General features: G+C 66.0%; 24 protein-coding genes. 11 read left to right on the top strand and 13 right to left on the bottom strand.

The features are described from left to right. Window positions 1-285 precede the first annotated feature (285 nt). The gene (locus tag QX121_RS07875) at window positions 286-2,721 is read left to right on the top strand and encodes a DUF2235 domain-containing protein (RefSeq protein ID WP_315811590.1); all 2,436 of its coding nucleotides are present in this window, start codon (window positions 286-288) and stop codon (window positions 2,719-2,721) included. Window positions 2,722-2,733: 12 nt separating this feature from the next. Here the strand turns inward: QX121_RS07875 and purB are convergent, their stop codons facing one another. Beyond that, on the bottom strand, window positions 2,734-4,044 hold the full coding sequence (gene purB, locus QX121_RS07870; protein ID WP_315737390.1) for an adenylosuccinate lyase: 1,311 nt from the start codon (window positions 4,042-4,044) through the stop codon (window positions 2,734-2,736). A gap of 280 nt (window positions 4,045-4,324) precedes the next feature. Between purB and QX121_RS07865 the strand changes: the two genes are divergently transcribed. Both QX121_RS07865 and QX121_RS07860 read left to right on the top strand, forming a co-directional pair. Beyond that, window positions 4,325-4,498, top strand: a complete 174-nt coding sequence (locus QX121_RS07865; protein WP_315737391.1) for a hypothetical protein — start codon at window positions 4,325-4,327, stop codon at window positions 4,496-4,498. Then, window positions 4,495-5,082, top strand: a complete 588-nt coding sequence (locus tag QX121_RS07860; RefSeq protein WP_315811589.1) for a TetR family transcriptional regulator — start codon at window positions 4,495-4,497, stop codon at window positions 5,080-5,082. Before QX121_RS07865 ends, QX121_RS07860 begins: the two co-directional genes overlap by 4 nt. 211 nt (window positions 5,083-5,293) lie before the next feature. On the opposite strand, the gene QX121_RS07855 is transcribed toward QX121_RS07860, so the two are convergent. Together QX121_RS07855 and QX121_RS07850 are read right to left on the bottom strand one after the other, a co-directional pair. Next, entirely contained in the window at window positions 5,294-5,941 is a 648-nt protein-coding gene (locus QX121_RS07855; RefSeq protein ID WP_315811588.1) for a response regulator transcription factor, read from the bottom strand. A gap of 10 nt (window positions 5,942-5,951) precedes the next feature. Beyond that, window positions 5,952-7,310 (bottom strand): histidine kinase, encoded by a 1,359-nt coding sequence (locus QX121_RS07850; RefSeq protein WP_315771065.1) that lies wholly within the window; start codon window positions 7,308-7,310, stop codon window positions 5,952-5,954. A gap of 194 nt (window positions 7,311-7,504) precedes the next feature. Here QX121_RS07850 and QX121_RS07845 point away from each other — a divergent pair, with 194 nt between their 5' ends. The 6 genes from QX121_RS07845 to QX121_RS07820 are packed head-to-tail and all read left to right on the top strand — an operon-like array spanning window position 7,505 to window position 12,048. Then, on the top strand, window positions 7,505-8,284 hold the full coding sequence (locus QX121_RS07845; RefSeq protein ID WP_315737395.1) for a MotA/TolQ/ExbB proton channel family protein: 780 nt from the start codon (window positions 7,505-7,507) through the stop codon (window positions 8,282-8,284). Beyond that, window positions 8,281-8,952, top strand: coding sequence for a hypothetical protein (locus QX121_RS07840; protein WP_315811587.1), 672 nt, complete (start codon window positions 8,281-8,283; stop codon window positions 8,950-8,952). Before QX121_RS07845 ends, QX121_RS07840 begins: the two co-directional genes overlap by 4 nt. Beyond that, window positions 8,949-9,557, top strand: coding sequence for a hypothetical protein (locus QX121_RS07835; RefSeq protein WP_315811586.1), 609 nt, complete (start codon window positions 8,949-8,951; stop codon window positions 9,555-9,557). Before QX121_RS07840 ends, QX121_RS07835 begins: the two co-directional genes overlap by 4 nt. A gap of 40 nt (window positions 9,558-9,597) precedes the next feature. Next, window positions 9,598-9,825, top strand: a complete 228-nt coding sequence (locus QX121_RS07830) for a hypothetical protein (RefSeq protein ID WP_315811585.1) — start codon at window positions 9,598-9,600, stop codon at window positions 9,823-9,825. A gap of 21 nt (window positions 9,826-9,846) precedes the next feature. Then, window positions 9,847-10,587 carry a metallophosphoesterase family protein gene (locus QX121_RS07825; RefSeq protein WP_315737398.1) on the top strand — a complete coding sequence of 247 codons (741 nt, stop codon included), beginning with the start codon at window positions 9,847-9,849 and terminating at the stop codon, window positions 10,585-10,587. A gap of 3 nt (window positions 10,588-10,590) precedes the next feature. Beyond that, window positions 10,591-12,048 carry a bifunctional serine/threonine-protein kinase/universal stress protein gene (locus tag QX121_RS07820; protein ID WP_315811584.1) on the top strand — a complete coding sequence of 486 codons (1,458 nt, stop codon included), beginning with the start codon at window positions 10,591-10,593 and terminating at the stop codon, window positions 12,046-12,048. A 50-nt stretch (window positions 12,049-12,098) separates the two neighbouring features. Here QX121_RS07820 and QX121_RS07815 read toward each other — a convergent pair whose 3' ends face one another. From QX121_RS07815 to rpe, 3 genes are read right to left on the bottom strand one after another with little or no spacing between them, the layout of a single operon-like run. Then, entirely contained in the window at window positions 12,099-12,929 is an 831-nt protein-coding gene (locus tag QX121_RS07815; protein ID WP_315811583.1) for a bifunctional allantoicase/(S)-ureidoglycine aminohydrolase, read from the bottom strand. Between the two features lie 43 nt (window positions 12,930-12,972). Continuing rightward, entirely contained in the window at window positions 12,973-13,458 is a 486-nt protein-coding gene (locus QX121_RS07810; RefSeq protein ID WP_315811582.1) for an ureidoglycolate lyase, read from the bottom strand. A 15-nt stretch (window positions 13,459-13,473) separates the two neighbouring features. Further along, window positions 13,474-14,175: a ribulose-phosphate 3-epimerase gene (rpe, locus tag QX121_RS07805; protein ID WP_315811581.1), complete on the bottom strand. Its 702-nt coding sequence runs from the start codon at window positions 14,173-14,175 to the stop codon at window positions 13,474-13,476. Between the two features lie 226 nt (window positions 14,176-14,401). On the opposite strand from rpe, the gene QX121_RS07800 reads away from it, so the two are divergent. Then, on the top strand, window positions 14,402-15,169 hold the full coding sequence (locus QX121_RS07800; protein ID WP_315811580.1) for an EF-hand domain-containing protein: 768 nt from the start codon (window positions 14,402-14,404) through the stop codon (window positions 15,167-15,169). A gap of 2 nt (window positions 15,170-15,171) precedes the next feature. Here the strand turns inward: QX121_RS07800 and QX121_RS07795 are convergent, their stop codons facing one another. After that, window positions 15,172-16,170 carry a P1 family peptidase gene (locus QX121_RS07795; protein ID WP_315779806.1) on the bottom strand — a complete coding sequence of 333 codons (999 nt, stop codon included), beginning with the start codon at window positions 16,168-16,170 and terminating at the stop codon, window positions 15,172-15,174. A gap of 81 nt (window positions 16,171-16,251) precedes the next feature. Next, window positions 16,252-19,026, bottom strand: coding sequence for a PAS domain S-box protein (locus tag QX121_RS07790; RefSeq protein ID WP_315811579.1), 2,775 nt, complete (start codon window positions 19,024-19,026; stop codon window positions 16,252-16,254). Between the two features lie 235 nt (window positions 19,027-19,261). On the opposite strand from QX121_RS07790, the gene QX121_RS07785 reads away from it, so the two are divergent. After that, the gene (locus QX121_RS07785) at window positions 19,262-19,663 is read left to right on the top strand and encodes a response regulator (RefSeq protein WP_315750016.1); all 402 of its coding nucleotides are present in this window, start codon (window positions 19,262-19,264) and stop codon (window positions 19,661-19,663) included. Window positions 19,664-19,813: 150 nt separating this feature from the next. Here QX121_RS07785 and QX121_RS07780 read toward each other — a convergent pair whose 3' ends face one another. The 5 genes from QX121_RS07780 to QX121_RS07760 all read right to left on the bottom strand — a co-directional run bounded on the left by QX121_RS07780 (window position 19,814) and on the right by QX121_RS07760 (window position 24,908). After that, entirely contained in the window at window positions 19,814-20,932 is a 1,119-nt protein-coding gene (locus QX121_RS07780; RefSeq protein ID WP_315737407.1) for a branched-chain amino acid ABC transporter substrate-binding protein, read from the bottom strand. A 158-nt stretch (window positions 20,933-21,090) separates the two neighbouring features. After that, entirely contained in the window at window positions 21,091-21,822 is a 732-nt protein-coding gene (locus tag QX121_RS07775; protein ID WP_315737408.1) for an ABC transporter ATP-binding protein, read from the bottom strand. Further along, entirely contained in the window at window positions 21,819-22,652 is an 834-nt protein-coding gene (locus tag QX121_RS07770; RefSeq protein WP_315759230.1) for an ABC transporter ATP-binding protein, read from the bottom strand. Before QX121_RS07770 ends, QX121_RS07775 begins: the two co-directional genes overlap by 4 nt. Beyond that, window positions 22,649-23,977 carry a high-affinity branched-chain amino acid ABC transporter permease LivM gene (gene livM / locus QX121_RS07765; protein ID WP_315811578.1) on the bottom strand — a complete coding sequence of 443 codons (1,329 nt, stop codon included), beginning with the start codon at window positions 23,975-23,977 and terminating at the stop codon, window positions 22,649-22,651. The genes QX121_RS07770 and livM overlap by 4 nt, the downstream gene beginning before the upstream one ends. Before the next feature lie 13 nt (window positions 23,978-23,990). Next, window positions 23,991-24,908 (bottom strand): ABC transporter permease subunit, encoded by a 918-nt coding sequence (locus QX121_RS07760; protein WP_315737411.1) that lies wholly within the window; start codon window positions 24,906-24,908, stop codon window positions 23,991-23,993. Window positions 24,909-25,285 lie beyond the last annotated feature (377 nt).

The following is a 25,285-nucleotide window of genomic DNA, read 5'->3' as shown; positions in this document are numbered from 1 at the left end:
GGACAACCGCACAAAGGTATCTGCTGATCATTTTTGAGTGATTCCATGCGTGCCGCTCTGTCAGTCGCGCCTCCGGTGATCCTCAAGCGCCGACCCGGCCTGCGGGGGCTCGATACGCCGTCCCCCGTTCGAGGTCTGCATCGGATCAAGCGACGATGTTGCCTTGCGGATGACGGGCGGTGCTAGAACTGAGCGGGTGTCCTGCAGGCTCGCGCAGGGATTGCGCCTTGATTTTCTTGCAATTGCGGACCAATCTCCCTGCCGGCATTCTGGTCGGGGGGCCTCGTGTCCAAGCCTGTTGCAAAGAACATCGTGCTGTTGTCGGACGGGACCGGCAACAGCGCCAAGGCCGTGTTCAAGACCAATGTCTGGCGGCTGTTCCAGCTGCTGGACCTGCGCGATCCGCGTCGGCAGGTCGCCTTCTATGACGATGGCGTCGGCACGTCCTCCTTCAAGCTGTTCGCAGCCCTCGGCGGCATCTTCGGCTTCGGCCTGAAGCGGAATGCGATTGCGATCTACATCTTTTGCTGTCGCAACTACAAGCCGGGCGACCGCATTTACTGCTTCGGCTTCAGCCGCGGCGCGTTCACGATCCGCATCGTGGCGGCGATGATCGCGGGGCAGGGCCTCGTCGCTTACAACAACAATGAGGCCGACCTCGCGCGCTTCGCTGCGGACGCCTATCGCCGCTATCGTCGCCGCTACAACACCGGACTTCTCAGATATCTCGGCAAGATCGGCCTGGACCTCCGTAAATGGCGCGATGGGGGGATCAAGCTGCTGCGCAGGCTGCGGGGCGTTGCGCCCGAGGCTCCGCCAGCAGTCGAGGTCGAGAGCGTGCATTTCGTCGGCATTTGGGACACCGTTGACGCCTACGGCGGGCCGATCGAGGAGATGACCCGCGCCATCGACTATTGGATCTGGCCGCTGTCGATGCCGGACCAGTTCATGAATTCCAAGATCCATCGCGCCTGCCACGCCCTCGCGATCGAGGAGGAGCGCGACGCTTTCCGCCCGGTGATCTGGGACGAACGCTATGTGTGGGGACGGGACGATGCCGTCCCGGGCCGCGGTGACAAGAAGGACTGGCTGTTCGGCATCGATCACGATCCGCGCAGCGCGGCTGCGAAACTCGCCGAGCCGCCGCCGCATCTGCGCACCGACCTGCCGCCACGTGACCGCGAGCGCATCAGCCAGGTGTGGTTTACCGGCGTGCATTCCGACATCGGCGGCGGCTATCCGCAGGATGGCCTTTCCTATGTGACGCTCGATTGGATGCTCGACCGCGCCCAGGCCTATGGTCTCGTCTATCTCGACGGGCGGCGCAGGCTACTCTACGATCCCGAGATCGATCCGCTCGATACGCTGAACGACTCGCGCAAGGGGCTGGCTGCCTACTACCGCTACAAGCCGCGCAATCTGCGCGAGATCTATGACGCGCCGCCCTACAAGCTATCGCTCCGGTACGATGTCAGTCGCATCAAGTGGCTGCTTCATTCGCCGTTCAAGGCCCAGACCGGGCTTCTTGCTGACGATCTGCACCCGAGCCTGCCGCAGCCACCTCTGCCGCCGGTGAAGCCGACCATCCACCGCACCGTGTTCGAACGCATTGGGTCGGGTCCCGATCACTATGCACCGGTGGTCGTACCCGCCGCTTACCGCGTCACGGATGAGACCGATACGCCGGTCGATGCGCTGCATCCGCTCGATCGCGGGCACGCGCGGACGCGGGTGCAGGACGATGTCTGGAACTGGGTCTGGCTGCGCCGCGTGGTCTATTTCGCCACCATGTTCGCGCTGCTGTTCGTCGCAGCGATCCCGTACGCCGTCATCTATCGGCCGCGCTTCCTCTATGACCCCCTGCGTGTGGTGGGCGATCCCCTGGTCAACGCGGCGGCTGCGTTCCTGCCAAGATTTCTCGATCCCTGGTTCGTAGCGTTCCGGGATTCGCCCGGCTTCCTGCTGATCGGGGCAGCCGTGGCGCTCGGCTTGACGGCGTGGGGCACCTCACTGCAGCGAACGATCCGCGACGCCGCACGCATCGCCTGGAACGATCCATCCCGGCACAAGCCGGTGACCGGCTGGCGCGCGACGGTTTATTCGCTGCGACGCCAGGGCTGGTACATCGCCGGTTTCTACGTCCTGAAATCGTGGATCTTCCCGACCGCCATCATGTTCTGGCTGTTCTGGTGGCTGGCGTTCGGCGCGGCCAACACGGCCGGTCTGTTCTGCAAGGCAACACTGAGGCCGACCGAGGTCAACGAGACAGAGATCGGGGCATGGCATAATGGAAGTATCCGGCCGTTGTTCGAGACGCGCCACCATTGCTATCCGACAGCGCTTAGCGTGGCGCAGGACGAGACGTATCAGATCACGCTCGATGTCGGAGAGGGATGGAGCGACGGCAGCATCCCTGCATCCCCGGCCGGCTTTGGTTACGGGACCTGGACGCAGCTACCGGGCCTGCCGTTCAAGCGGCTGATCTGGTCGAACTGGTTCGCGCCCATCGTACGGGTGGGCAGCACGGGATTGGAGGAGCATCTCCCCACCTTCCGACCCGAAGCACCCGGCAGTAGCCGCTGGACGGCCGAGTTCACCGCACGCAGCGATGGGGAGGTGTTCGTCTACGTCAACGACACCTCCATCCTGTGTCCTTGGTTGTTGTATCGATTCTATTTCAACAACAAGGGCAATGCGGCCGTCTCGCTGAAGAAGCTGTAACGGCGCGCGCCGTCACTCGGCGCTGCCGAACACGCGCCGGAAGATCGTGTCGACGTGCTTGAGGTGGTAGCCGAGGTCGAATTGCTCGTCGATCTCGGCGTCGGTGAGATACTTCTTCACCTCGGCGTCCGCCTTGAGCAGGGTGCGGAAGTCGCCTTCGCCGCGCCATACCGGCATCGCGTTGCGCTGGACCAGCTTGTAGGAGTCCTCGCGGCTCGCCCCCTTCTGGGTCAGCGCGATCAGCACGCGCTGCGAGTGCACGAGGCCGCCGAGGCGGTCGAGGTTCTTTTCCATGTTGGCGGGATAGACCAGCAGCTTCTCGACCAGGCCGGCGAGGCGCACCAGCGCGAAGTCGAGCGTCACGGTGGCGTCGGGACCGATCATGCGCTCGACCGAGGAGTGCGAGATGTCGCGCTCGTGCCAGAGCACGACGTTCTCCATCGCCGGCGTCACATAGGCGCGCACCATGCGGGCGAGGCCGGTGAGGTTTTCCGACAGCACCGGGTTGCGCTTGTGCGGCATTGCGGAGGAGCCCTTCTGTCCCTCCGAGAAGAATTCCTCGACTTCCAGCACCTCGGTGCGCTGCAGGTGGCGGACTTCGGTCGCAAAGCGTTCGACCGAGGAGGCGATCACGCCGAGGGTGGCAAAGAACATCGCGTGGCGGTCACGCGGAATCACCTGGGTGGAGATCGGCTCGGGCGACAGGCCCATCGCCTTGGCGACGTGCTCCTCCACCCGCGGATCGATCTGGGCGAAGGTGCCGACAGCGCCGGAAATCGCGCAGGTCGCGACCTCCTTCCGAGCGGCGACCAGGCGCTCACGCGCGCGGGAGAATTCCGCATAGGCATAAGCGAGCTTGAGGCCGAACGTCACCGGCTCGGCATGGATGCCGTGCGAGCGGCCGATGGTCGGCGTCATCTTGTGCTCGAAGGCGCGCGTCTTCAGCGCCGCCAGCACGCGGTCGAGATCGGCGAGCAGCAGGTCGGCGGCGCGGGTGAGCTGGACGTTGAGGCAGGTGTCGAGCACGTCCGATGACGTCATGCCCTGGTGCACGAAGCGCGCCTCGGGGCCGACGATCTCGGCGAGATGGGTCAGGAAGGCGATGACGTCGTGCTTGGTCTCGCGCTCGATCTCGTCGATGCGGGCGACGTCGAAGGTGGCGTCCTTGGCCTTGGCCCAGATCGTCTTGGCCGCGTCCTTCGGGATCACGCCGAGCTGCGCCAGCGCGTCCGCCGCATGCGCCTCGATCTCGAACCAGATCTTGAACCGGGTCTGCGGCTCCCAGATCGAGGCCATTTCGGGACGGGTATAGCGGGGGATCATCGACGGCGCTCCGAGGCGGGAGGGAAGGTGGGCGGGACCGGGCGTCCGCGCCAGCATTTTACGCCGCGCTTTACCAGAGCGGCCGGATCGACACAAACGGCGGTCTTTCCGCTCGGCCGGTGCGATCGAGGTGGATTATGATACCGCTCGAAAAAATCGCGCTGACAGATATTGAAATCTGTCAGCGCGATGGTGTATGTCTCTGCCGCTGTCATGCTGAAGATCAACTTGCACTGTCTGACCATGGGTTCAGCGGTTTCAACTGCGAAGGACCGCTTCGATGAAGATTGAAAAGCGATTGTTGCACTCACAATTTCAGGACTGGCTGAATCACCAGGTCGCGCGTCACCTGGAGACCCAGGCCGCCAAATTCCGCGCGCCGTCGTCCGCCGATCGGGCCGAGACGATCCAGATCAAGGCGCATACGTCCGACACCGATATGGTGCACGCATGAATGAGGCCGTGGTTCTGACATCCGAGCGCATCCTCGAAGTCACCGAGGACGTGTTGCGCCGTTACGGGCTCGCCAAAGCGACGGTCGTCGACGTCGCGAGAGCGCTCGATGTCAGCCACGGCTCCGTTTATCGTCACTTTCCCAGCAAGGCGTCGCTGCGCGAGGCGGTGGCGCGGCGCTGGCTCGAGCGGGTCAGCGCGCCGCTGGCGCAGATCGCGGCCGAGCCGGGACCCGCGCCGGCGAAGCTGGAGCGCTGGCTGCGCGAGCTGTTCGGCGCCAAGCAGAAGCGGGTCTGTGAAGATCCGGAGATGTTCGCGACCTATCTCACCCTGGCGCGCGAGGCGTGCTCGGTGGTCAAGGCGCACAAGCAGCACCTGATCGCCCAGGTCGAGGGCATGATCGCGGAGGGGGTCGCGCAGGGGACGTTCCACGTCACTGATCCCAAGACCGCGGCCGCGGCGATCTTCGACGCGACGAGAAGTTTTCACCATCCCGCTCATGCCGACGAGTGGGGCGAATGCACCTGTCAGGCCCGGGTCGATGCCGTGCTGACGTTGTTGTTGCGCGGGCTTGCGGCGCGTTAGATGTGGATGAGCGGGCTCGCATCAGGGGGCAAGCAGACGATCTGTCCATGAGCGGCGACTGAAGACGCCGATGATCGTGTGACGGTGATCTCCCACAGCGTCATTGCGAGCGTAGCGAAGCAATCCAGGGTGGTGAGCCGGACTCTGGATTGCTTCGCTGCGCTCGCAATGACGGGCGGATAAAGCTTGAGCGCCGTGAGGGGTTGAGCCTCTACAAATCCGTCAGCCCGCTGGTCACCGCCAGCCGGACGAGCTGCGCATCCGTCTGCAATCCCGTCTTGGCCTTCACCAGATAATGATAGTTCTGCACCGTCTTGACGCTGAGGTGCAGGTTCGTGGCGATCTGCTCGGTGGTCAGGCCTGACGCGAACTGGCGCAGGATTTCGATCTCACGCTCGCCGAGCCGGTCGAGCACGGTCTGCTGCGGATCAAGACTGTCAGCGGCCAGCACGTGGGCGACGTCGTCGCTGAGCGCGCGCTCGCCGTTGATGACCATGCGGATGGCGCGGACCAGCGCCGACGGCTCGCTGCTCTTGGTGACGAAGCCGCTCGCGCCGGCGGCGAACGCCGCCTTCACCAGCGGCGCCTCGCCATGCATCGAGAACACGAGGATGCAGGCGCGATTGTCGCGGGCGCGGATGTTGCGGATCGCCTCCAGCCCGCTGGCGCCCTTCATCGAGATGTCGAGCACGACCACGTCGGGCGCATGCGCCTTGAACGCGGCATAGGCTGCCGCGGCGCTGTCGGCCTCTGCGATGACTCGAAACCCGTCCTGACTCTCCAGCACGCGGCGATAGCCTTGCCGGACCACCGGGTGGTCGTCGACCAGCAGAATCGAAATGCCTGTGCGCTCGGGCATCCCGGTTGTCTCAGGCGGCCAGTGGAATTGTCGCGGAGACGCTGAGCCCGCGCGCGGCCGGCCCGATCGACAGCGAGCCGCCGACCGCGGCGATGCGCTCGCGGATTCCGGTCAGGCCGAAGCCGCTCGATTGCGCCAGCAGGGTCGCATCGCCGCCGCCGTCGTCCTCGACCGAGATCACGAGCGCACTGTCTGGACCCTGACGGCGCTCGACCCGCAACGACACCTCGCTCGCACTGGTGTGGCGCAGCGCGTTGGTCAGGCACTCCTGCGCCATCCGATAGGCGGTGACCGCGACCGGGCCCTGGATGTCGGCGAGGTCGCCGTGGAGGTCGAGCCGGATCGCGGGCCGCGCGGCATGCTGATAGTTCTCGGTCAGCGCGATCAGGCCCGCGGCGAGTCCGAGCTCCTCGGTGAGCGGACGGCGCAGCCGGCTCAAGGTGCCGCGCAGGCACGCCATCAGATGGCTGACGGACTGCGTAATCATCCGTGCATCCTGGGCGACCTGATCGTTGCGGCCGCTGCCGGCGCTCTCGATCGTCGAGGCAAAGGCGAGGATCGCCGTGAGGTTCTGCCCGAACTCGTCGTGCAGCTCGCGCGCCAGCGCCCGCCGCTCCTCGTCGCGGATGTCGAGCAGGCGCTCGGTCAGCGCGGCGCGCTGCTCGTTGGCCTGCGCCAGCCGGTCGCCGAGCTCGCCGACGGCGCGGCCGATCATGGCGAGCTCCATCGAGCGGAAGCGCGGCAGCGCGGGGCGGTGGTCGCCCTCGGCCATCCGCTGCAGCGCCTGGACGATGCTGCGCGCCGGCGCCAGCGCATGCGCGATCGCCAGCGAGGCCAGCACGCCGATCGCGATCGCCATCGCCAGCGCCACACCAAAGCTGTCCTGGATGCGCAGCCAGGCGAGCTGGATCGCCGAATCGGGATCGGCGATCGCCGAGACGGTTCCCGCTGTCGTGGCGCGCGCGCTGATCGGCTGCGCGACCGCGGCGTGATCGCCGAGGATGGCTTCCACGGCGCCTGAGAACCAGCGCGGCGGCGCGGCGCCGAGGCCCTTGCTCTGGCCGCACAGCGGCTTCTCGAACGCTGCCTCGGGCTTGAGCTGGACGCAGATGCCGGGCGCGATCAGCTTCATGGTCTCGGTCGTGCGCCAGTCGGGCAGCGGCAGCAGCCGCTCCCGCGACCGGTTGCTGCGCAGCAGCAGCTCACGCCAATACAACGCCTCCAGCGCCTGCGAGACCCGGTCGGCCGAGGCCGCGGTGGCGCGATCGACGCTGCGATAGGCGTCGACGGTGACCCATACGGCCGCGGCGGCCAGACACAGCAGCACGATCAGCGCGAGGCGCGCAATGAGTTGGAGCACGAGACGCATGCGATCCTCTCCACGGCTTTTGCCGCAGCGTAACAATGGGATGGTGCTCCGCCAAGCAAATGCACTGCAGCAAGCGGCAGGTTGGGAAATTTTCCCGAGAGCCTCGAGGCAGATGTCTTTGGACGCTGTTCCGCCGCTCTGCTTAACTCCTCTGCGAAGCGCCGAACGAAACGGCGCGCATCGGGAGTTCATGCATGAGCGTGGTCAGCAGTGCCGAACGAGTGGAACCTGCGCGCGACGCAGCCGAGCGCGGGCCGCTGCTGCTCTGGATGATCTTCACCGGCCTCACGATATTCGCCGCCGTGGTGCTCGCCCGCTACGGCTATTTCCACCTGATGGTCGCCTCCGACCGCACCTACATCTCCAGCGTCATCGCCGTGCTCTACGTCGCCACGTGCTGCCATTGCTTCTGGCGCACCAGAGCGATCGCGCGCGAGGCGGATGCAGCGCGGCGCTGCCGCGCCGTGCTGATCGGACCCGACGCGGCGCGCGCGCTCGAACCTGATGCACAACTGCTCCCCAAGGGGCTCGTCACCAACCACATCCGCAGCCTCGTCACCAAGGCGCAAACGCAAGGAGCTGGGCGGCTCGACCAGACGCTGCTACTGCGCACCTTGGCCGACCGCCTGCGCGGCTCCAACGGCTTCGGTGGCTTCGCCTCCGACACGCTGATGAAGCTCGGCCTGCTCGGCACCATCATCGGCTTCATCATCATGCTGGCGCCGATCGCCGGCCTCGACGTCAACGATAAGCTCGCGATGAAATCCTCGATGGGGCTGATGAGCGACGGCATGGCGATTGCCATGTACACGACGCTCGCCGGGCTCGTCGGCTCGATTCTGGTGCGCATCCAGTACTACATGCTCGATGCGGCGACGGGACGGATGTTCTCGGACGCCGTCATGCTGACGGAGACGCGGGTGACGCCGCGGCTCGAGCGCGCGATGGATCGCGCGCCGGAGCAGGTCGCATGATGGACGATTTCGGACTCTATCCGCGCGAGGAGCAGTTCGACCCGTTCAGCGTGATGCTGTTCAAGGCGCTGCAGATCGTCGCGTTCTTCTTCTTCATCGCGGTGCTCGCGATCTCGCCGGACGCCAAGGACGGTAAGGTCGACTCGAAAGCCGAGTTCCTGATCACGATGGATTGGCCGGATAGCCATCCCGACGATCTCGACCTGTTCGTGCAGGACCCCGTCGGCAACATCGCCTGGTACAGGCATCGCGAGGCCGGCTTCCTCACCCTCGATCGCGACGACCGCGGCGGCGCCAACGATTTCATCCTGGTCAACGGCCTGAAGATCCCGTCGCCGATCCGCGAGGAGATCGTCACCGTCAGAGGCATCGTCGCCGGCGAATACACCGTCAACATCTCGCATTTCCAGAACGTCAGCGGTGCGCCGGTCGAGGCCACCGTGAAGGTGCAGAAGCTCAACCCGACTGCGCAGGTGATCTTCGACGACAAGGTCGTGCTCGACCATTCCGGCGACGAGAAGACGGCGCTGCGCTTCAAGCTCAATGCCGAGGGCAAGGTGATCGACGTGCAGCGCCGGCCGAAATCGCTCTTGGAGACGTTCCGCAGCAATTGGCGCAACGGCGCCGATATCGATCCCAAGACCGGCGTCAGGATGCTCAGGCCATGACGAGCAATCTGCAGACCGTCATCGTCACCCTGTCCGTGTGCTACGCGCTGATCGGCGCGCTGCTGCTGCTGGTGCTGGTCTATGCCCGGCTGCCGTGGCAGGCCAAGGCGGTCGCCGTGGTCATCACCAGCGCGTTCTATGTCGGCAGCTTCGTCGGTGCCCGCGGCCTGCTCGGCTGGGCCAGCGTCGACCGGCTGCCGAGGAGCTTCAAGGTGCTGCAGGTGCGGATCGTCGATCCGCACTCCGTCGAGGGCGATCCCGGCACGGTCTATCTGTGGGTCGAGGCGCTCGACGACGACAACCGTCCGAGCGGCGTGCCGCGCGCCTATCGTATCCCCTACAGCGACACACTTGCCGACAAGGCCCAGCACGCCGCCGACCAGATCGCGGCCGGCCATCCGCAGGGCGGCCGCGCCGCCGATTTCGGCACCGGCGACGGCGGGGTCATCGATGCCGCGCGCGAATACATTCTGCCGAAGACGATCATCGAGACCGCCGGCGGTGATCCCTCCACCGGCGAGTTCAAGGCCGCCAAGAACGCCGGCGACGGCGTCTCGTTCACGCCGCTGCTGCCACCACGCATGCCGCCGAAGGACGAGCAGTAGGCGGCTGCAGCCGTATCCTCCGCGTGAAGCGAGCGCGCGAATGATGGCGGGCATCGAGACGTTCCTGGCACGGCGCCTCGAGCTCAAGGTCAACAGGGCCAAGGGTGCGGTCGCCAGACCGAACCACCGCAACGTCCTGGGCTTCAGCTTTACCCAGGGAAGGAAAGCCGCACCGGCGCATCGCAGGGGACCTGCAACGCTGACATTCCGCATCTCTCCGCCTATCTTGTTTGATGTTCCTCAAGTCTCGTGCGACCACGGCCGCTAGCTTGAGAACCGGAGGAAACGGGTGCTGCTGGCGATTTTGACCGACATCCATGCCAATCGGCAGGCCTTTGCAGCCTGCCTCGAGGCGGCGCGTGCGCGTGGCGCGGACCGCCTCATCTGTCTCGGCGACATCGTCGGCTATGGCGCCGATCCGGAATGGTCGGTCGACACCGTCATGGAGATCGTCGCCGGTGGCGGGCTGGCGGTGCGCGGCAATCATGACAATGCGGTCTCGGTCGCGAGTGAGACCATGAATGCCGAGGCGCAGGCGGCGATGGAGTGGACGCGCGGCCGGCTCAGCGCCGAGCAGCGCCGCTTTCTCGCCGAGCTGCCGATGAGCATCGGTGACGACGACCGGTTGTTCGTGCATGCGGAGGCGTCCAGCCCACCGCGCTGGCGCTATGTGCAGTCGTCGGCCGACGCGGCCCGCAGCATGATCGCGACCGAGGCGCAGGTGACGTTCTGCGGCCACATCCATCGTCCCGCGCTGTATTCGATGTCCGCGACCGCGAAGATGACGAGCTTCACCCCGACCGCCAACATGCCCATTCAGCTGTTGCGCGGCCGGCAATGGCTGGCCGTGGTCGGCTCGGTCGGCCAGCCGCGCGACGGTGATCCTGCCGCGTCGTTCGTGACCTTCGACACCAAGACCCGCGAGCTGACCTATTGCCGCGTGCCCTACGACGTCGAGGCGGCGGCGCAGCGCATTCGCGACAACGGCCTGCCGCCCTGGCTGGCGCAACGGCTCTCGATGGGGCGATAGAACATGCCGAGGTCAAAGCTTCAGCCGGGCGTCGTGATCGACGGCTTCACGGTCGGCGAATGCGTGCATTCCGGCGGCATGGCGACGTTGTGGAGCGTCACCCGTCCGGATATCGACCGGCCGATCCTGATGAAGGTGCCGCGCGTCTCCGAGGGCGAGGACCCCGCGGCGATCGTCAGCTTCGAGATGGAGCAGATGATCCTGCCAAGACTGTCGGGACCGCACGTGCCGGCCTGTTTCGGCACCGGCGATTTCGCCACCCAGGCCTATGTGGTGATCGAGCAAATTCCGGGCGAGACGCTGTACGGGCGGCTGCCCGAGCTGCCACTGGCTTACGAGGAGACGCGGGTGCTGGTCGCGAAGATCGCGACGGCGCTCGCCGACATTCACCGGCAGCACGTGATCCATCACGACATCAAGCCATCGAGCATCATGTTCCGGCCGTCAGGGGAGGCGGTGTTGATCGACTACGGCCTGTCCTGCCATAGGCACCTGCCGGATCTCTTGCAGGAGGAATTCCGCCTGCCTTACGGCACCGCGCCCTACATGGCGCCCGAGCGCATGATGGGGACGCGCAGCGATCCGCGCAGCGACATTTTTTCACTCGGCGTGCTGCTCTTTTTCTTCACTACCGGCGTGCGGCCGTTCGGCGAGAGCGAGACCCTGCGCGGCATGCGCCGGCGTCTCTGGCGCGATCCCTATCCGCCGCGACAATTGAAGTCGGACTATCCACCGTGGCTGCAGGAGATCGTGCTGCGCTGTCTCGAGATCGAGTCGGTGTGGCGCTACCCGACCGCGGCGCAACTCGCCTTCGATCTCGGCCATCCCGACCAGGTCAAGCTCACGGCGCGTTCAGCGAAGGTGACGCGCGATCCGATCACCACGGTGTGGCGCCGCCGCTTCAACCGCGGCCTGGTGCAGCCGGAACAGAAATCATCCGACGTCGCGGTGCAGATCGCCTCCAGCCCGATCGTGGCGGTCGCGATCGACACCGTGGAAGGCGGCGAGGAGCTCAACGGCGCGCTGCGGCTGACCGCGCAGCGCATCCTCGCCACTTTGCCCGCGGCGCGGCTCGCCTGCGTCAACGTGCTGAAGCTCGGGCGCCTCACCATCGACCGCACCCTGGACGAGGAGGGCAACAACAAGCACATCGACCGCATGGTCGCGCTGAAGCACTGGGCGACGCCGCTCAAGCTCGACACGAGCCGGCTGACGGTGCACGTGCTGGAGGCCGTCGATCCGGCCGCCGCCATCATCGAGTTCGCCGAGGCCAACCAGGTCGACCACATCATCATCGGCGCCCGCCGCGATTCCGTACTGCGCTCACTGCTCGGCAGCGTCTCGGCGAAGGTCGCCGCGGAGGCGGGCTGCACCGTCACGGTGGTGCGCACACGCCACGTGGTGCGCGAGGCGGATGAGGAGGATGACGACGCGCCGGCGAAGGTCGTGTCGGGGACGTGAGACGTTAGAGTTGAGATCGAAGTCCGGGTCCGATTGCGCGACCGCGCCTCTCACCTGAACGGTCGCAGCTTCATGTGCCGGTTGGCGTCCTTGTAGAGCAGATAGCGGAAGCGGCCGGGGCCGCCGGCGTAGCAGGCCTGCGGGCAGAAGGCGCGCAGCCACATGAAGTCGCCGGCCTCGACCTCGACCCAGTCGCGGTTGAGCTTGTAGACCGCCTTGCCCTCGAGCACATAGAGCCCGTGCTCCATCACATGCGTCTCCAGGAACGGGATCACGGCGCCGGGCTCGAAGGTGACGATGTTGACGTGCATGTCGTGGCGGACGTCGAGCGGATCGACGAAGCGCGTGGTGGCCCAGCGGCCCTGCGTCTCCGGCATCGCGGCAGGGGCGATCGTCGCCTCGTTGGTGACGAAAGCCTCGGGCACGGCGATGCCGGGGACGGCCTCATAGGCCTTGCGGATCCAGTGGAAGGTCGCGGGCGCCTGGCTGTCGTTGCGCAGCGTCCATTTGCAGGCCGGCGGCAGGAAGGCGTAGCCGCCATTGCCCAGGCGATGCTCTTTGCCGGCGATGGTGAGCAGGATCTCGCCGCCGACCACGAACAGCACGCCCTCGGCCTCCGGATCCGGCTCGGGCTGGGAGCTGCCGCCGCCGGGCGAGACCTCGACGATGTATTGCGAGAACGTCTCCGAGAAGCCCGACAGGGGGCGCGCGATCACCCAGGTCCGCGTCTTGTCCCAGAACGGCAGCGCCGAGGTGACGATGTCGCGCATCACGCCCTTGGGAATGACCGCGTAGGCTTCAGTGAACACGGCGCGCCCGGTGAGCAGGTCGGTCTGCGGCGGGTGGCCGCCCTGCGGCACGAAGTAGTTCGGCTTGTCCATCGTCGTCTCTCCTGCGCACGGATCAGCCTGCGCGCGCCACCATTCAGGGGATGCTTAGAAACAGCGGCTCGTCGAGCCACAGCTCCTCGAGATTGTCGGGGCTGATGCGGTCGACCACCATGAAGCGCGAGGCCTCATCGAACACCAGCAGCGGATGGTGCCAGACGTTGCGGGCGTAATTGACGCCCTGGCGTCCGCTGGCCGTGAAGGCATGGTAGCTCGCGGGATCACGCGGGTCGTCGCAGACCAGCACCAGCCAGGGCCGGTCCTGCAGCGGCATGAACAGCTGGCTGCCGAGCGGATGCCGCTCCATCAGCTTGATCTCGATCGGTTGCGGCCGCGGCTTGGCCTCGAACAGGCTGATGTTCACGTCTGCGCCGCCCGACGTCACGTCGATCGCGGCGAGGCCGTTGCAGCGGCGGGCGAAGCCCTGGTTGATCTCGATGGGTTGGGCGCCGTCGGTCTCGACGACGTCGCCGAAATCAGCAAAGGCCGCCTTGGTCAGCGGCCGCGGCGTGAGCGTGTGCATCCCGCCCCGCGTGCCTCAGATCGCTTCGCCGCGCGCCGACGCGGCGGCGCTGCGGATCGCGGAGATGTTGCTGCGGTAGGCCTCCGTCGTGCCGCCCTTGAATACGGCGGAGCCGGCGACGAAGGCGTTGGCGCCGGCCGCGGCCAGCGCGCCGGCATTGTCGCGGCCGACGCCGCCATCGACCTCGATATCGATCGGCCGGCCCGCGGTCATCGCGCGCAGATCCTGGATCTTGCCGATCGCGGAAGGGATGAAGGCTTGGCCGCCGAAGCCGGGATTGACCGACATGATCAGCACGAGATCGACGAGGTCGAGCACGTATTCGATCACGCTGAGCGGGGTCGAGGGGTTGAGCGAGACGCCGGCCTTCTTGCCGAGCGCGCGGATCGCCTGCAGCGAGCGATGCAAGTGTGGACCGGCCTCCGCATGCACCGTGATGTGGTCGCAGCCGGCCTTGGCGAAGGCTTCGAGATAGGGATCGCACGGCGTGATCATCAGATGCGCGTCGAAGATCTTGGTCGTGTGGGAGCGCAGCGCCTTGATCACGTCGGGGCCGTAGGAAATGTTCGGCACGAAGTGGCCGTCCATCACGTCGAGATGGATCCAGTCGGCGCCGGCGGCATCGACGGCGCGCACCTCCTCGCCGAGCTTGGAGAAATCCGACGCCAGGATCGATGGCGCGATGACGAGCGGACGCGGCGTGAAGGTTTGGGTCATGGGCGGCTGTTCCAGGGCGATCGGGGATGTCGCCGTATCATGCAGGGGCCGGTCGGGCAACGCGAGCGGGAAAAATCTGCCGAGCGCGGCATGAACTGCCGGGTTTGGGCATCCGCAACATCTCGAAATATCCGGACATATCAGCGGTTTGGCGCTGGCACGGGGATTGCGACGGAGAGATCCGACGTTGTTTCGCCGCGCATTGCGGCCACCTCGGAGTTTCGCCATGTGGTTTGCATTGGGGGCCGCCTCATCGGCCCTGGAAGCCCTGCAGTCGCTTGGGTCGACGAAGTCCGGTTCCGGCAAATCGGGCAATGCCGGCGGCGGCGTGTTCAGTCTGAACGGCGGCAGCTCGAGCAGCTCCGGCAATTTCAGCCCGTGGTCGAGCTCCGGCAGCAGCAGTTCGGGGCAGATCGCGCCGGAGACGATGAACGCGCTGCTCGCAGCGCAGAGCCAGTCCGGCACATCGGGTGCGAACGCCTCGACCAGCCCGCTGCAGGACCTGTTCTCGCAGATCGACGGCGACGGTGACGGCAAGATCACAAAGTCCGAATTCGAGACCGCGCTCGGCGCCGGCGGCACCAACCTCGCCAATACCGACAAGGTGTTCGGCAAGCTCGACAGCAACAGCGACGGCAATGTCAGCATGGACGAACTGACATCGGCGCTGCAGGGCGCGCGCGGCCGCCGTGGTCATCATCATCGTGCTGGAGCCGGGGAGGCTGGCAGCTCCGGCAATTCGTCAGGGGCAGGGGCGGACGCGCTGATGCAGGCAATGTCGGGCGCGTCGAGCTCCTCGTCGACCAACAGCGACGGCTCGGCGACGACCGCCATCACCTATGCCGACGGCTCCAAGGTGACGCTGACGACGCCAGCGGCTACCACCGCGTCGAACGCCGCCACGTCGTCCTACAATCTGATCGAGAAGCTGATCCAGCGGCAGTCGAAGATGCTGTCGGCCTCGACGTCCTCCACGACCGCGGTGAGCGCCTAGGCTCAGCCGCCGAAGCGGCCTTGCCAGGACGGCAGCGCGCCGGCGAACGACAGCGGTCGCGCGTGATAGACGCCGCGTGCGATCGCGCGGGCCAGCACATTGGCCGCGACCATGCCGAGCTCGCTCAGCTCGACCAGCGGCTCGATCGGCTTGGCGCAAGTCGCCGCCGCGAACACGATGTCGCCGTCGAGCGGCAGATGCACCGGATAGATCGCGCGCGCCATGCCGGTCTGCGCCATCATCGCGAGCCGCTTGGCCTGCGCCTTGGTCAAGACGGCGTCGGTCACGACGAGGCTGATGGTCGTGTTCTCGGAGGCTGACGCCGCCGGGCCGCCCTTGATGCGCATCGCCAGCATGTCCGGCGTGAACGCGGCCGGCAGGCCGCGGCCGCCGAACTCGCCGTCGACCTCGTACGGTGCCGCCCAAAACCACGGGCCGTCGCCGACCGTGACGCTGCCGACGGCATTGACCACCGCGATGGCAGCGACCTTGATCCCGCCTGTCGTCGTCGCCGCCGCCGAGCCGAGCCCGCCCTGTAGGTTGGCCGTGGTGGCGCCGAGCCCGGCACCGACGCTGCCGAGCGCGAAGCTGGTATCGGCGGCCGCTGCGGCCGCATAGCCGAGCTCGCGATAGGGCGCGTAGCGGCCCCAGGCCTTGTTGCCACCGTTCAAGAGGTCGAACACGATCGCGCCGGGGACGATCGGGATCAGCGCGTCGCGCACGGCAAAGCCGCGGCCCTGTTCCGCCAGCCAGGCCTGGATGCCGCTCGCGGCCTCCAGCCCGAACGCCGAGCCGCCGGACAGGGCGATGCCGTCAACCCGCTCCACCGTATTCGCAGGATCGAGCAGCGCATCCTCGCGCACGCCGGGTCCGCCGCCCCGAATGTCGATCGCGGCCACCGCCGGCTGATCGAACAGGATCGCGGTCACGCCGGACGCGAGCGCTGCGTCCTGGGCATGGCCCACGCGTACGCCCGCGATGTCGGTGAGGAGGTTTTGCACGGTCGCCCTCGCGGCAGGTGATGATGCTGGATGGATAGCGCGGCTGGCGCGAGGGCTCAATGCAACACCCGGGCTACGGCCTCACGCCTCCAGCGCAATGCGGATCATGCGGGCCAGTTCCGGCTTGCGGTAAGGCTTGGGCAGCAGCAGCACGCCGGCGTCGAGTCGGCCGTGGTGCACGATCGCGTTCTCGGTGTAGCCCGAGGTGAACAACGTCCGCAGCGCCGGCCGCCGCACCCGTGCGGCGTCGGCGAGCTGGCGGCCGTTCATGGCGCCGGGCATGATGACGTCGGTGAACAGCAGGTCGATCTCTGGATGGCGCTCCAGCACGTCGAGCGCCTCGACGGCATTGGCTGCAGCCAGCGTGGTGTAGCCGAGGCTGCCGACCTGGGCGATCACGTGCTGGCGTACCAGCAGATCATCCTCCACGACCAGGATCGTCTCATTGCCGCCGCGCGCGTCCGGCGCCTGCAAGCCCGCGCTGGTCGCCGGAGCGGACGCCGAGCGCGGCAGATACAGCTTGATCGAGGTGCCGTGGCCGACCTCGCTGTAGATCTGGATGTGGCCGCCCGACTGCTTGACGAAGCCGAATACCATGCTGAGGCCGAGCCCCGTGCCCTTGCCGGTGCCCTTGGTCGAGAAGAACGGATCGAACACCTTCTCGAGATAGGCCGGCGGAATGCCACAGCCGGTGTCGCTGACGGCGATCATCACGTAGTCACCGACGATGACCTCGCTATGGGCGTCGGCATAGTCTTGGTCGAGCGTGACGTTCGCGGTCTCCAGCATGAGCTTGCCGCCTTGCGGCATTGCATCACGCGCATTGAGCGCGAGATTGATGACCGCGGTGGCGAGCTGGTTCGGATCGGCGAGCGCGGTGCAGGGATCGGCGCCGAGGATGCGCTCGATCTCGATCTGCGCGCCGAGCGTCGGCCGCAGCAAGGCTGCGGTCTCGTTCAACAGCGCATTGATGTCGAGATCGGTCGGCTGCAGCGGCTGCTTGCGGGCGAAGGCTAGCAACTGCCGCGTGAGCTGCGCGCCGCGGTCGGCGGAGTCGTCGATCAGCTTGGCGACGGAGGCGAGCTCCGGCCGGTCGGACACGGCGTCGGCAAGAATGCCGATGCTGCCGGTGATGACGGTGAGGATGTTGTTGAAGTCGTGGGCGACGCCGCCGGTGAGCTGCCCGACCGCCTCCATCTTCTGCGCCTGGCGGAATTGCGCCTCGGCGGCGCGCTTCTCGGTGAGGTCGCGGCCGACGAAGAAGTGGCGCTGCACCGGGTCCGACCAGCTCGCCATCCAGTTCAGGACGACGCCGCGGCCTTCCTTGTGCAACAGCTGCGCCTCGAAATTGTGGACGTCGCGGCCGCGGCGGCAGGCGCGCATCTGGCTACGGACCGCCTCGAGCTCGGGCGGATAGACGAAGTCGCTGGCATTGCGGCCGACCATCTCCTCCGGCCGGTAGCCGAGCACGTCCACCGCGCTCGGGCTGACCTGCATCAATTGTCCGTAGGAGTTGGCAACCAGGATCAGGTCCTGCGAGGTCTCGAAGATGCGGCGGCGCTCCTCGGTCTCACGGGTCAGGGCGGTTCGGGTGCGCTTGCTCTCGGTGATGTCGCGCGCCACCTTCGAGGCGCCGATGACCACACCATGCGCGTCGAGGATCGGCGACACGCCGAGCGATACTTCGATCTCGCGGCCGTCCTTGTGGCGGCGGATCGTCTCGTGATGCTCGATCTTCTCGCCGCCGCCGATCCGGCTCAGGATGCGATCGACCTCGCTGCGCCGTTCGGCGGGCACGATCAGGCCGATGTCGTTGCCAAGCGCCTCGTCTGCGCCGTATCCGAACAGGTGTTCGGCGGCGCGATTCCAGGACGTGATCTTGCCCTGCAGCGTCAGCGTGATGATGGCGTCGTTGGAGGATTCCACCACAGCGCTGAACAGTCGCTCGCGCGCGATGAAGCGTGCCCGCTCGCTTTCGCTCTGCCGGCGCTGCTGCTGCAGCAGCCGCGTGAGCCTCGCCTGCAGGCTGACATTGTCGGCGAGCAGGACGCCGAGTACGAAGCTCGCGGCCAGCAAGCCATAGATGCGGCCCGCGTAGTAGCCGAGGTCGAACCGGGCGGCGTTGAGCAACGAGGAGAGCGAGAGGTCGAACAGCCAGGCGCACAGCACCACCATGACCCAGAGGTCGAGAATGCTGTGCGGCCTGCGCAGCGCCAGGACGAGCAGGGCAGCCGATGTCACGCACCAGATGGCGCCGACCACGACTTTCAAAGCCGGCGTGGCAGCGTCATCGCGGACGAGCGCGGGCAGCGCCGTATCATGGGCGATCACCGCCCAGGTGAGCGCCGCAAGTGCAATCGCCACGCCGAGCACGGCGACCGATAGCGACAGCGCAACCGACCCAACGGGCGTCGGACGGCGACGGTCGTCCAGCGCATAGGCCAGAACGAACAGGGGGAACGCGCCGTGCCAGATCATGTAGATCCAGACTGCGGTCTGCGGACCTGCATCGAGCAGGCCGGTCTGAGAATACAGGCCTGGGAACACCAGCGTGTGCAGTAGCGAGGCCGGCGCGGTGAACAGGTAACCCGAGGCCAACCACAGCAGCGGTCGCGAACGCAGCAGCACGAACTGCGAGAACAGCAGGAACGCGGTGATGAGATCGTTCAGCGCCAGCGCCGACTGGTAGCTCGCGATGAACGCAGGCACCGCCGGCAACTCCACCTTGGCAAAGGGAGCGGCGGCGGCAAACAGCAAGGTCGAGATCGCAACCGCAGCGAGTGCTGCGATCTGGTCTCGGCGCGTCGCGGTGGACGTCGACAGCAGGACTTCGCGGTGATCCTCGATGCTCTGCATCTCCGGGAATCCTGCGCAACGGGAGCCAACATGCAAAAAAGGGAGTCGATGACTGGCGCGCGAAAAGTTTATATATTCTAATAAAGGTTGTATGGTACCAGATCGCGACGTTCTGTAGAATGAGTCGATAGTTAAAGTAACTGCACCTTTACCCCAATGGGATAAATATACCGGTAGTTGTGCTCAATTTCCTTCTAGGTTGTAGGTTGTCCAACGGAAAATTCTGGAGAAGTTGATGCCACGGATTCTGGTGGTCGACGATCAGAAGGATGTGCGCGCCATGATCTGTATGGTGCTGCGCGTCAATCAGTTCGACGTGGTCGAAGCGGGGACCGCTGCGTCCGGACTGCAGTTGTTCCGCGACCAGGCGTTCGATGCCGTCATCGTCGACATCTATCTCGATGATTCCAACGGGCTCGATCTGGTCAGCAGTATGCGCGCGCTGGTTCCCGACGTGCCGGTGGTCGCCGTCTCCGGCATGACCGCCTTTGATGGCGCGTCGATGTCGGACGAACTGACCCGGGTCGTTTACCTGCAGAAACCGTTCCGCCCGGCCGAACTGATGCGTGCCGTCGAAACGGCCCGTGCGGCAGTGGCGGCGAAGGGAGCCCCATCGCTTTCGGCCTGTGCCGGCTGAGCCGGCCTGTTACTTACTCTCCGTACGACGTGGCTCCCCACTGTCCTGCAGGCGCTTCAACGACGAACCAAGCTCTCAGCAGAACGCCCCGGTCCAGGACCGGGGCGTTTGCATTTTGCTGATGATGATCGAAGCGGATCAGGAGTTTTGTCAGGAGCCCTTGCCGCCGAGCTCGGCGTAGCCGCCCTTGGCGTCCCACTTGTAGACGACGTAGTCGATCTGCTTGATGTCGCCCTTGGCGTCGAAGCCGAGCTTGCCGAGAACGGTGTCCCACTCGCCGGCCTTGATGGTGTCCATCACCTTCTTGGCGTCAGTGGTGTTGGCCTTCTTCACCGCCTGCGACCAGACCTGGATCGCGGCGTAGGTGTAGAGCGTGTAGCCCTCGGGATCGATGTTCTTGGCCTTGAACTTGTCCACGATCGCCTTCGCGGTCGGCTTGTTGCGCGGCTCGGGGCCGAAGGTGAACAGCGTGCCTTCCGCGGCCGGGCCGGTGATCGAGGCGAACTCCTTATCGTTCATCGCGTCGCCCGCCATCAGGATGGTCTTGAGACCCTGGTCGCGCATCTGGCGCAGGATGAGGCCGGCTTCCTGATGATAGCCGCCGACATAGACGAGATCGATGTTGTCACGCTTCAGGCGGGAGACGATCGCGTTGAAGTCCTTGTCGCCCTTGTTGTAGGACTCGAACATCTTCTCGGTGACGCCGGCCTTGTTGAGCGCCTTCTTGGTCTCGTCGGCGAGACCCTTGCCGTAGGTGGTCTTGTCGTTGAGGATCGCGATGTTCTTGCCCTTGAAGTTCTTCGCGATGTAGTTGGCGGCGACGAGACCCTGCTGGTCGTCGCGGCCGCAGACGCGCGCCACGTTCCACAGCTTGCGCTCGGTGAACAGCGGGTTGGTCGAGGCCGGCGTGATCTGCAGGACGTTGCTGTCGGCATAGGCCTCGGAGGCCGGGATCGACGACGACGAGCAGAAATGGCCGGCGACGAACGGAATGCCGGAGCCGGCGAGCTTTTCGGCAACCGAACGCGCCTGCTTCGGATCGCAGGCATCGTCACCCACCTGCAGTGCGAGCTTTTTGCCGAGCACGCCGCCGGCAGCATTGAGGTCGGCTACCGCCATCTCGGCGCCGTTCTGCATTTGGCGGCCGAAGGCCGATTCACTGCCGGTCATGGGGCCGGCCACGGCGATGTTGATGTCTTCGGCGAAAGCAGCGGTCGAGAGCGCCAGCGATGCGCCCAGAGCCAAGCCGATGAGTTTGAGTGGTTTCATGAGAAATCCTCGCGGGGGGTAGGTCGACACGGAACGGCCCGAACGGCGGGCCGCAGACCGCGCGCATTGTGGCTGATTTTCCAGCGAAGTCACCGGCAATTTTCGACGACACCTACGAAGGACTAATGTCATTTCGGCCGGATTTTGAGGGCTCCGCCTCAGTGGCGGCCGCCCTCTAGATAGGCAGCGCGGATCTCCGGCCGCTGCAGCAGCTCGGTGCCGGTGCCCGACAGCGTAATCAGGCCGTTGACCAGCACGTAGCCGCGATGGGCGAGCTTCAGCGCGTGATTGGCGTTCTGCTCGACGATCAGCACGGTCAGACCGTCTTGGCGGTTGAGTGTCCGAATGGCGTCGAAAATCTGGCGAGCGATCAGCGGCGCCAGGCCGAGCGAGGGCTCGTCCAGCAGCAGCAGACGCGGCCGGCTCATCAGCGCGCGCCCGATCGCCAGCATCTGCTGCTCGCCGCCGGACAGCGTGCCGCCGCGCTGGTCGATGCGCTCCTTCAGGCGCGGGAACAGCGCGAAGACGCGCTCCAGCATGCTGGCCCGCTCCGCGTCGGTCGTCTCGCCGGCGTCGGCGCCCATCTGCAGGTTTTCCGCGACGCTCATGCGCGGAAAGATGCGGCGTCCCTCCGGCGACTGCGCGATGCGCAGCTGCGCGATCTGATGCGTCGGCACCTGTGTGATGTCGTTGCCGTCGTAGACGATGTTGCCGGAGCTCGCGCGCGGCCGCCCGAAGATCGACATCATCAGGGTCGACTTGCCGGCGCCGTTGGCGCCGATCAGCGCGACGATCTCGCCGGGCTTGATGTCGAGATCGACGCCCTTGAGCGCTTCGATCTTGCCGTAGGAGGCACGCAGGCTGCGGATTGCGAGGAGGGACGCGCTCACGCCTCTGCCTCCATCACGGCTGCGGCCTCTTCCTCGTCGGTGCCGAGATAGGCCGCGATGACCTTGGGATCATCCCTGATCTCGCGCGGCGTGCCTTCCGCGATCTTGACGCCGTAGTCCATCACGACGATCCGATCGGAGATTTCCATCACGACGCTCATGTCGTGCTCGATCAGCAGGATCGACGTGGCGTGATCGGCTCGGATCGACAGCAGCAACTCGCTGAGGGCCGCACTCTCGCGCGCGTTGAGGCCGGCGGCCGGTTCGTCGAGGCAGAGCAGGGCCGGCGAGGTGCACATCGCGCGCGCGATCTCCAGCCGACGCTGGTCGCCATAGGCGAGATTGCCGGCCGCGTCGTCGGCGCGGTCGATCAGCCCGACGCGCTTCAGCCAGAACACGGCCGCATCGATCGCGTTCTGCTCGGCCGCGCGCCACGAGGGCACGCCGAGCAGCCCGAGCACCGTCATGCCGGACGCGCGCATCAGCGCGTTGTGCTGCGCGACCATCAGGTTCTCGAGCGCCGTCATGCCCGGAAACAGCCGGATGTTCTGGAACGTCCGCGCCACCTTGGCCTGCTTGGAGATGTTGAAGTCCTTCAGCTTCTGCATCTCGAACTGCGCGCCGTCATCATGGGTCAGGCGGATGACGCCGGAGGTCGGCTTGTAGAAGCCGGTGATGCAGTTGAACACGGTGGTCTTGCCGGCGCCGTTGGGGCCGATCAGGGCCGTGATCTGCGTGCGTTGCGCGGTGAACGACAGCGCATTGACGGCGACGATGCCGCCGAAGCGCATGGTGAGGTTTTCAAGTGCGAGAATGGGAGCGGAGCTCATCCGTGGCCTTCCTTGACGAGGTCCGAAGAGATGCTCTTGGATTTTTCCAGGAATACGGTCGGCGCGCGATGGCCGACAATGCCGCGCGGCCGCCAGATCATCACGAGCACCATGGCGAGACCGAACACCAGCATGCGGTAGCCCTCGAGGCTTCTGAACAGCTCGAAGCCGCCGATCATGGCGAGCGCCGCCAGCGCCACGCCGAGCTGCGACCCCATGCCGCCGAGCACGACGATGGCGAGCACCAGCGCCGATTCCTGGAAGGTGAAGGATTCCGGGCTGATGAAGCCCTGGCGCGTGGCGAAGAAGGCGCCGGCGAAACCGCCGAACATCGCGCCGGTCGCAAATGCGGTCAGCTTGGTGGTGGTGATGTTGATGCCGAGCGCGCGGCAGGCGACCTCGTCCTCGCGCAGCGCTTCCCAGGCCCGGCCGATCGGCAGCCGGCGCAGCCGGATGGTGACCCAGTTGGTCAGGAGTGCCAGCGCCAGGATCAGATAGAACAGAAACACGATGCGATGCGTCGGCGAGAACGGGATGCCGAGCATCGATGCAAGGCCGCCTTCGCCCGGTGTGAGCGGAATGCCGAACAACGTCGGTCGCGGAATCCCGGAGACGCCGTTGGGACCGCCGGTCACGTCCTGCCAGTTGATGAGGACGAGGCGGATGATCTCGCCAAAGGCCAGGGTGACGATGGCGAGGTAGTCACCGCGCAGCCGCAGCACCGGAAAGCCAAGCAGCACGCCCCAGAATGCGGCGAGAATACCGGCGAGCGGCAGGCAGATCCAGAACGACAGGCCGAAGGTGGTCGAGAGCAGGCCGTAGGAATAGGCGCCGACCGCGTAGAACGCGACGTAGCCGAGGTCGAGCAGGCCGGCGAGACCGACCACGACGTTGAGGCCCCAGCCCAGCATGACGTAGGTGAGGACCAGGATGCCGAGGTCGAGAATATAGCGCTGATTGTAGAAGATCACCGGCACCAGGAAGGTGAAGATCAGCAGCGCCGGCGCGAGATAGCGGCCGGCTACCGACATGCCGCTCTGCACGGACGGCGGCACGAAGCTGCCGAGGCCGCCGCGCGGTCCGAGCCACAGCCGCAGCAGCTCGACCGCGATCGAGCCGACGAACACCGCCGCAACCAGGCTGGCGAGGTCGCCGAAGCGGGTCCAGTATACGAGCTGGCCGCTCTGGCCCGCTTCGGTGCGGACGCCGACCATCAGGGAGAACAGACCGAGAGCGACCAGCGCACTGAGAAAGGCCTTCTTGAGGATGAAGGCGGCTCCGACCGGTTCGGAGCCTTTCGACGAGGCGGGAAGGGACGCGCTCACGCGGACTCCATCTTCAGACTTTTTCGACTTCGGGCCGGCCGAGCAGGCCGGTTGGCAGGAAGATCAGCACGACGATGAGGATCGAGAATGCCGCGACGTCCTTGTACTCCACCGAGAAATAGGCCGACCAGAACGTCTCGATCAGTCCGATCGCGAGGCCGCCGAGCATCGCGCCCGGCAGCGAGCCGATGCCGCCGAGCACCGCCGCCGTGAACGCCTTGATGCCGGCGACGAAGCCCATGAAGAAATCGACCAGACCGTAATACAGCAGGTACATCATGCCGGCGACGGCAGCGAGCGCCGCGCCGATCACGAAGGTCATCGAGATGGTGCGGTCGACGTCGACGCCGAGCAGTGCCGCCATGGTCTGGTCCTGCTCGCAGGCGCGCATGTCGCGCCCGAGCCGCGTGCGGGATACCAGCCAGGTGAACAGCGCGAGCAGAACGATGGTGGTGATGACCACCACGATCTGGATGTTGGAGAGCTGGACGACGAAGCCGCCCGCACCCTCGTGCAGGGTATAGCCGCCGGTGATGATCGGCGGCACCGGCTTGACGCGCGCGCCCTGCGACACCTGCGAATAGTTGGTGAGCACGAACGACATGCCGATGGCGGACAGCATCGGCGCCAGGCGGAACGAGTGCCGCAGCGGGCGATAGGCGATGCGTTCGACGGTCCAGCCATAGAGCGCCGTGATGGCCATCGAGACCAGCAGCACGATCAGCAGAATTACCGGAACCGCAGTCAGGCCCAGTGACACCAGGACCAGGAACGAGATCAGTGCGATGAAGCCGCCGATCATGAAGATGTCGCCATGGGCGAAATTGATCATGCCGACGATGCCATAAACCATGGTGTAGCCGATGGCGATCAGGCCGTAGATCGAGCCAAGGACGAGGCCATTGATGAGCTGTTGCGCGAAATAATCCATGAACTGCCGTGAGTGAGACTGCCGATACCGGTTCGCAACGCGGCGGGGGCCTTGCAGAGCAGGTGCTGGTATGCCTGGAGATCGCACCCGCGCCCAAGGCGACGCGTGGGCCAGTACTAACAGCTAGGAACCGGGTGCCGCAACAGCGTGCAGTGCCACAATTGCGGGCTTATCCCGCCTCCTTTGACGGCGCGGTTCCCGTGCCTTTCTCGGGTCCGGCCATCGCCATCAAATGACCACCGCGGAACACAGCACCTACCGCCGAAGGAGGTGCTCTCGCACTGGTTGCGCGCGGTAGCGAAGCGAGAACCCCGTGAGCAGGCTGGCGGACAAGAACCAGGGGCACCAGAGTCGGGCCGGGAGACCGAACCGGCAAG

Source organism: Bradyrhizobium sp. SZCCHNR2028 (assembly GCF_032380995.1).
GTDB lineage: Bacteria > Pseudomonadota > Alphaproteobacteria > Rhizobiales > Xanthobacteraceae > Bradyrhizobium.
Note: the sequence above shows the minus strand (reverse complement) of the source record. Positions and strands in the feature narration are given on the sequence as shown.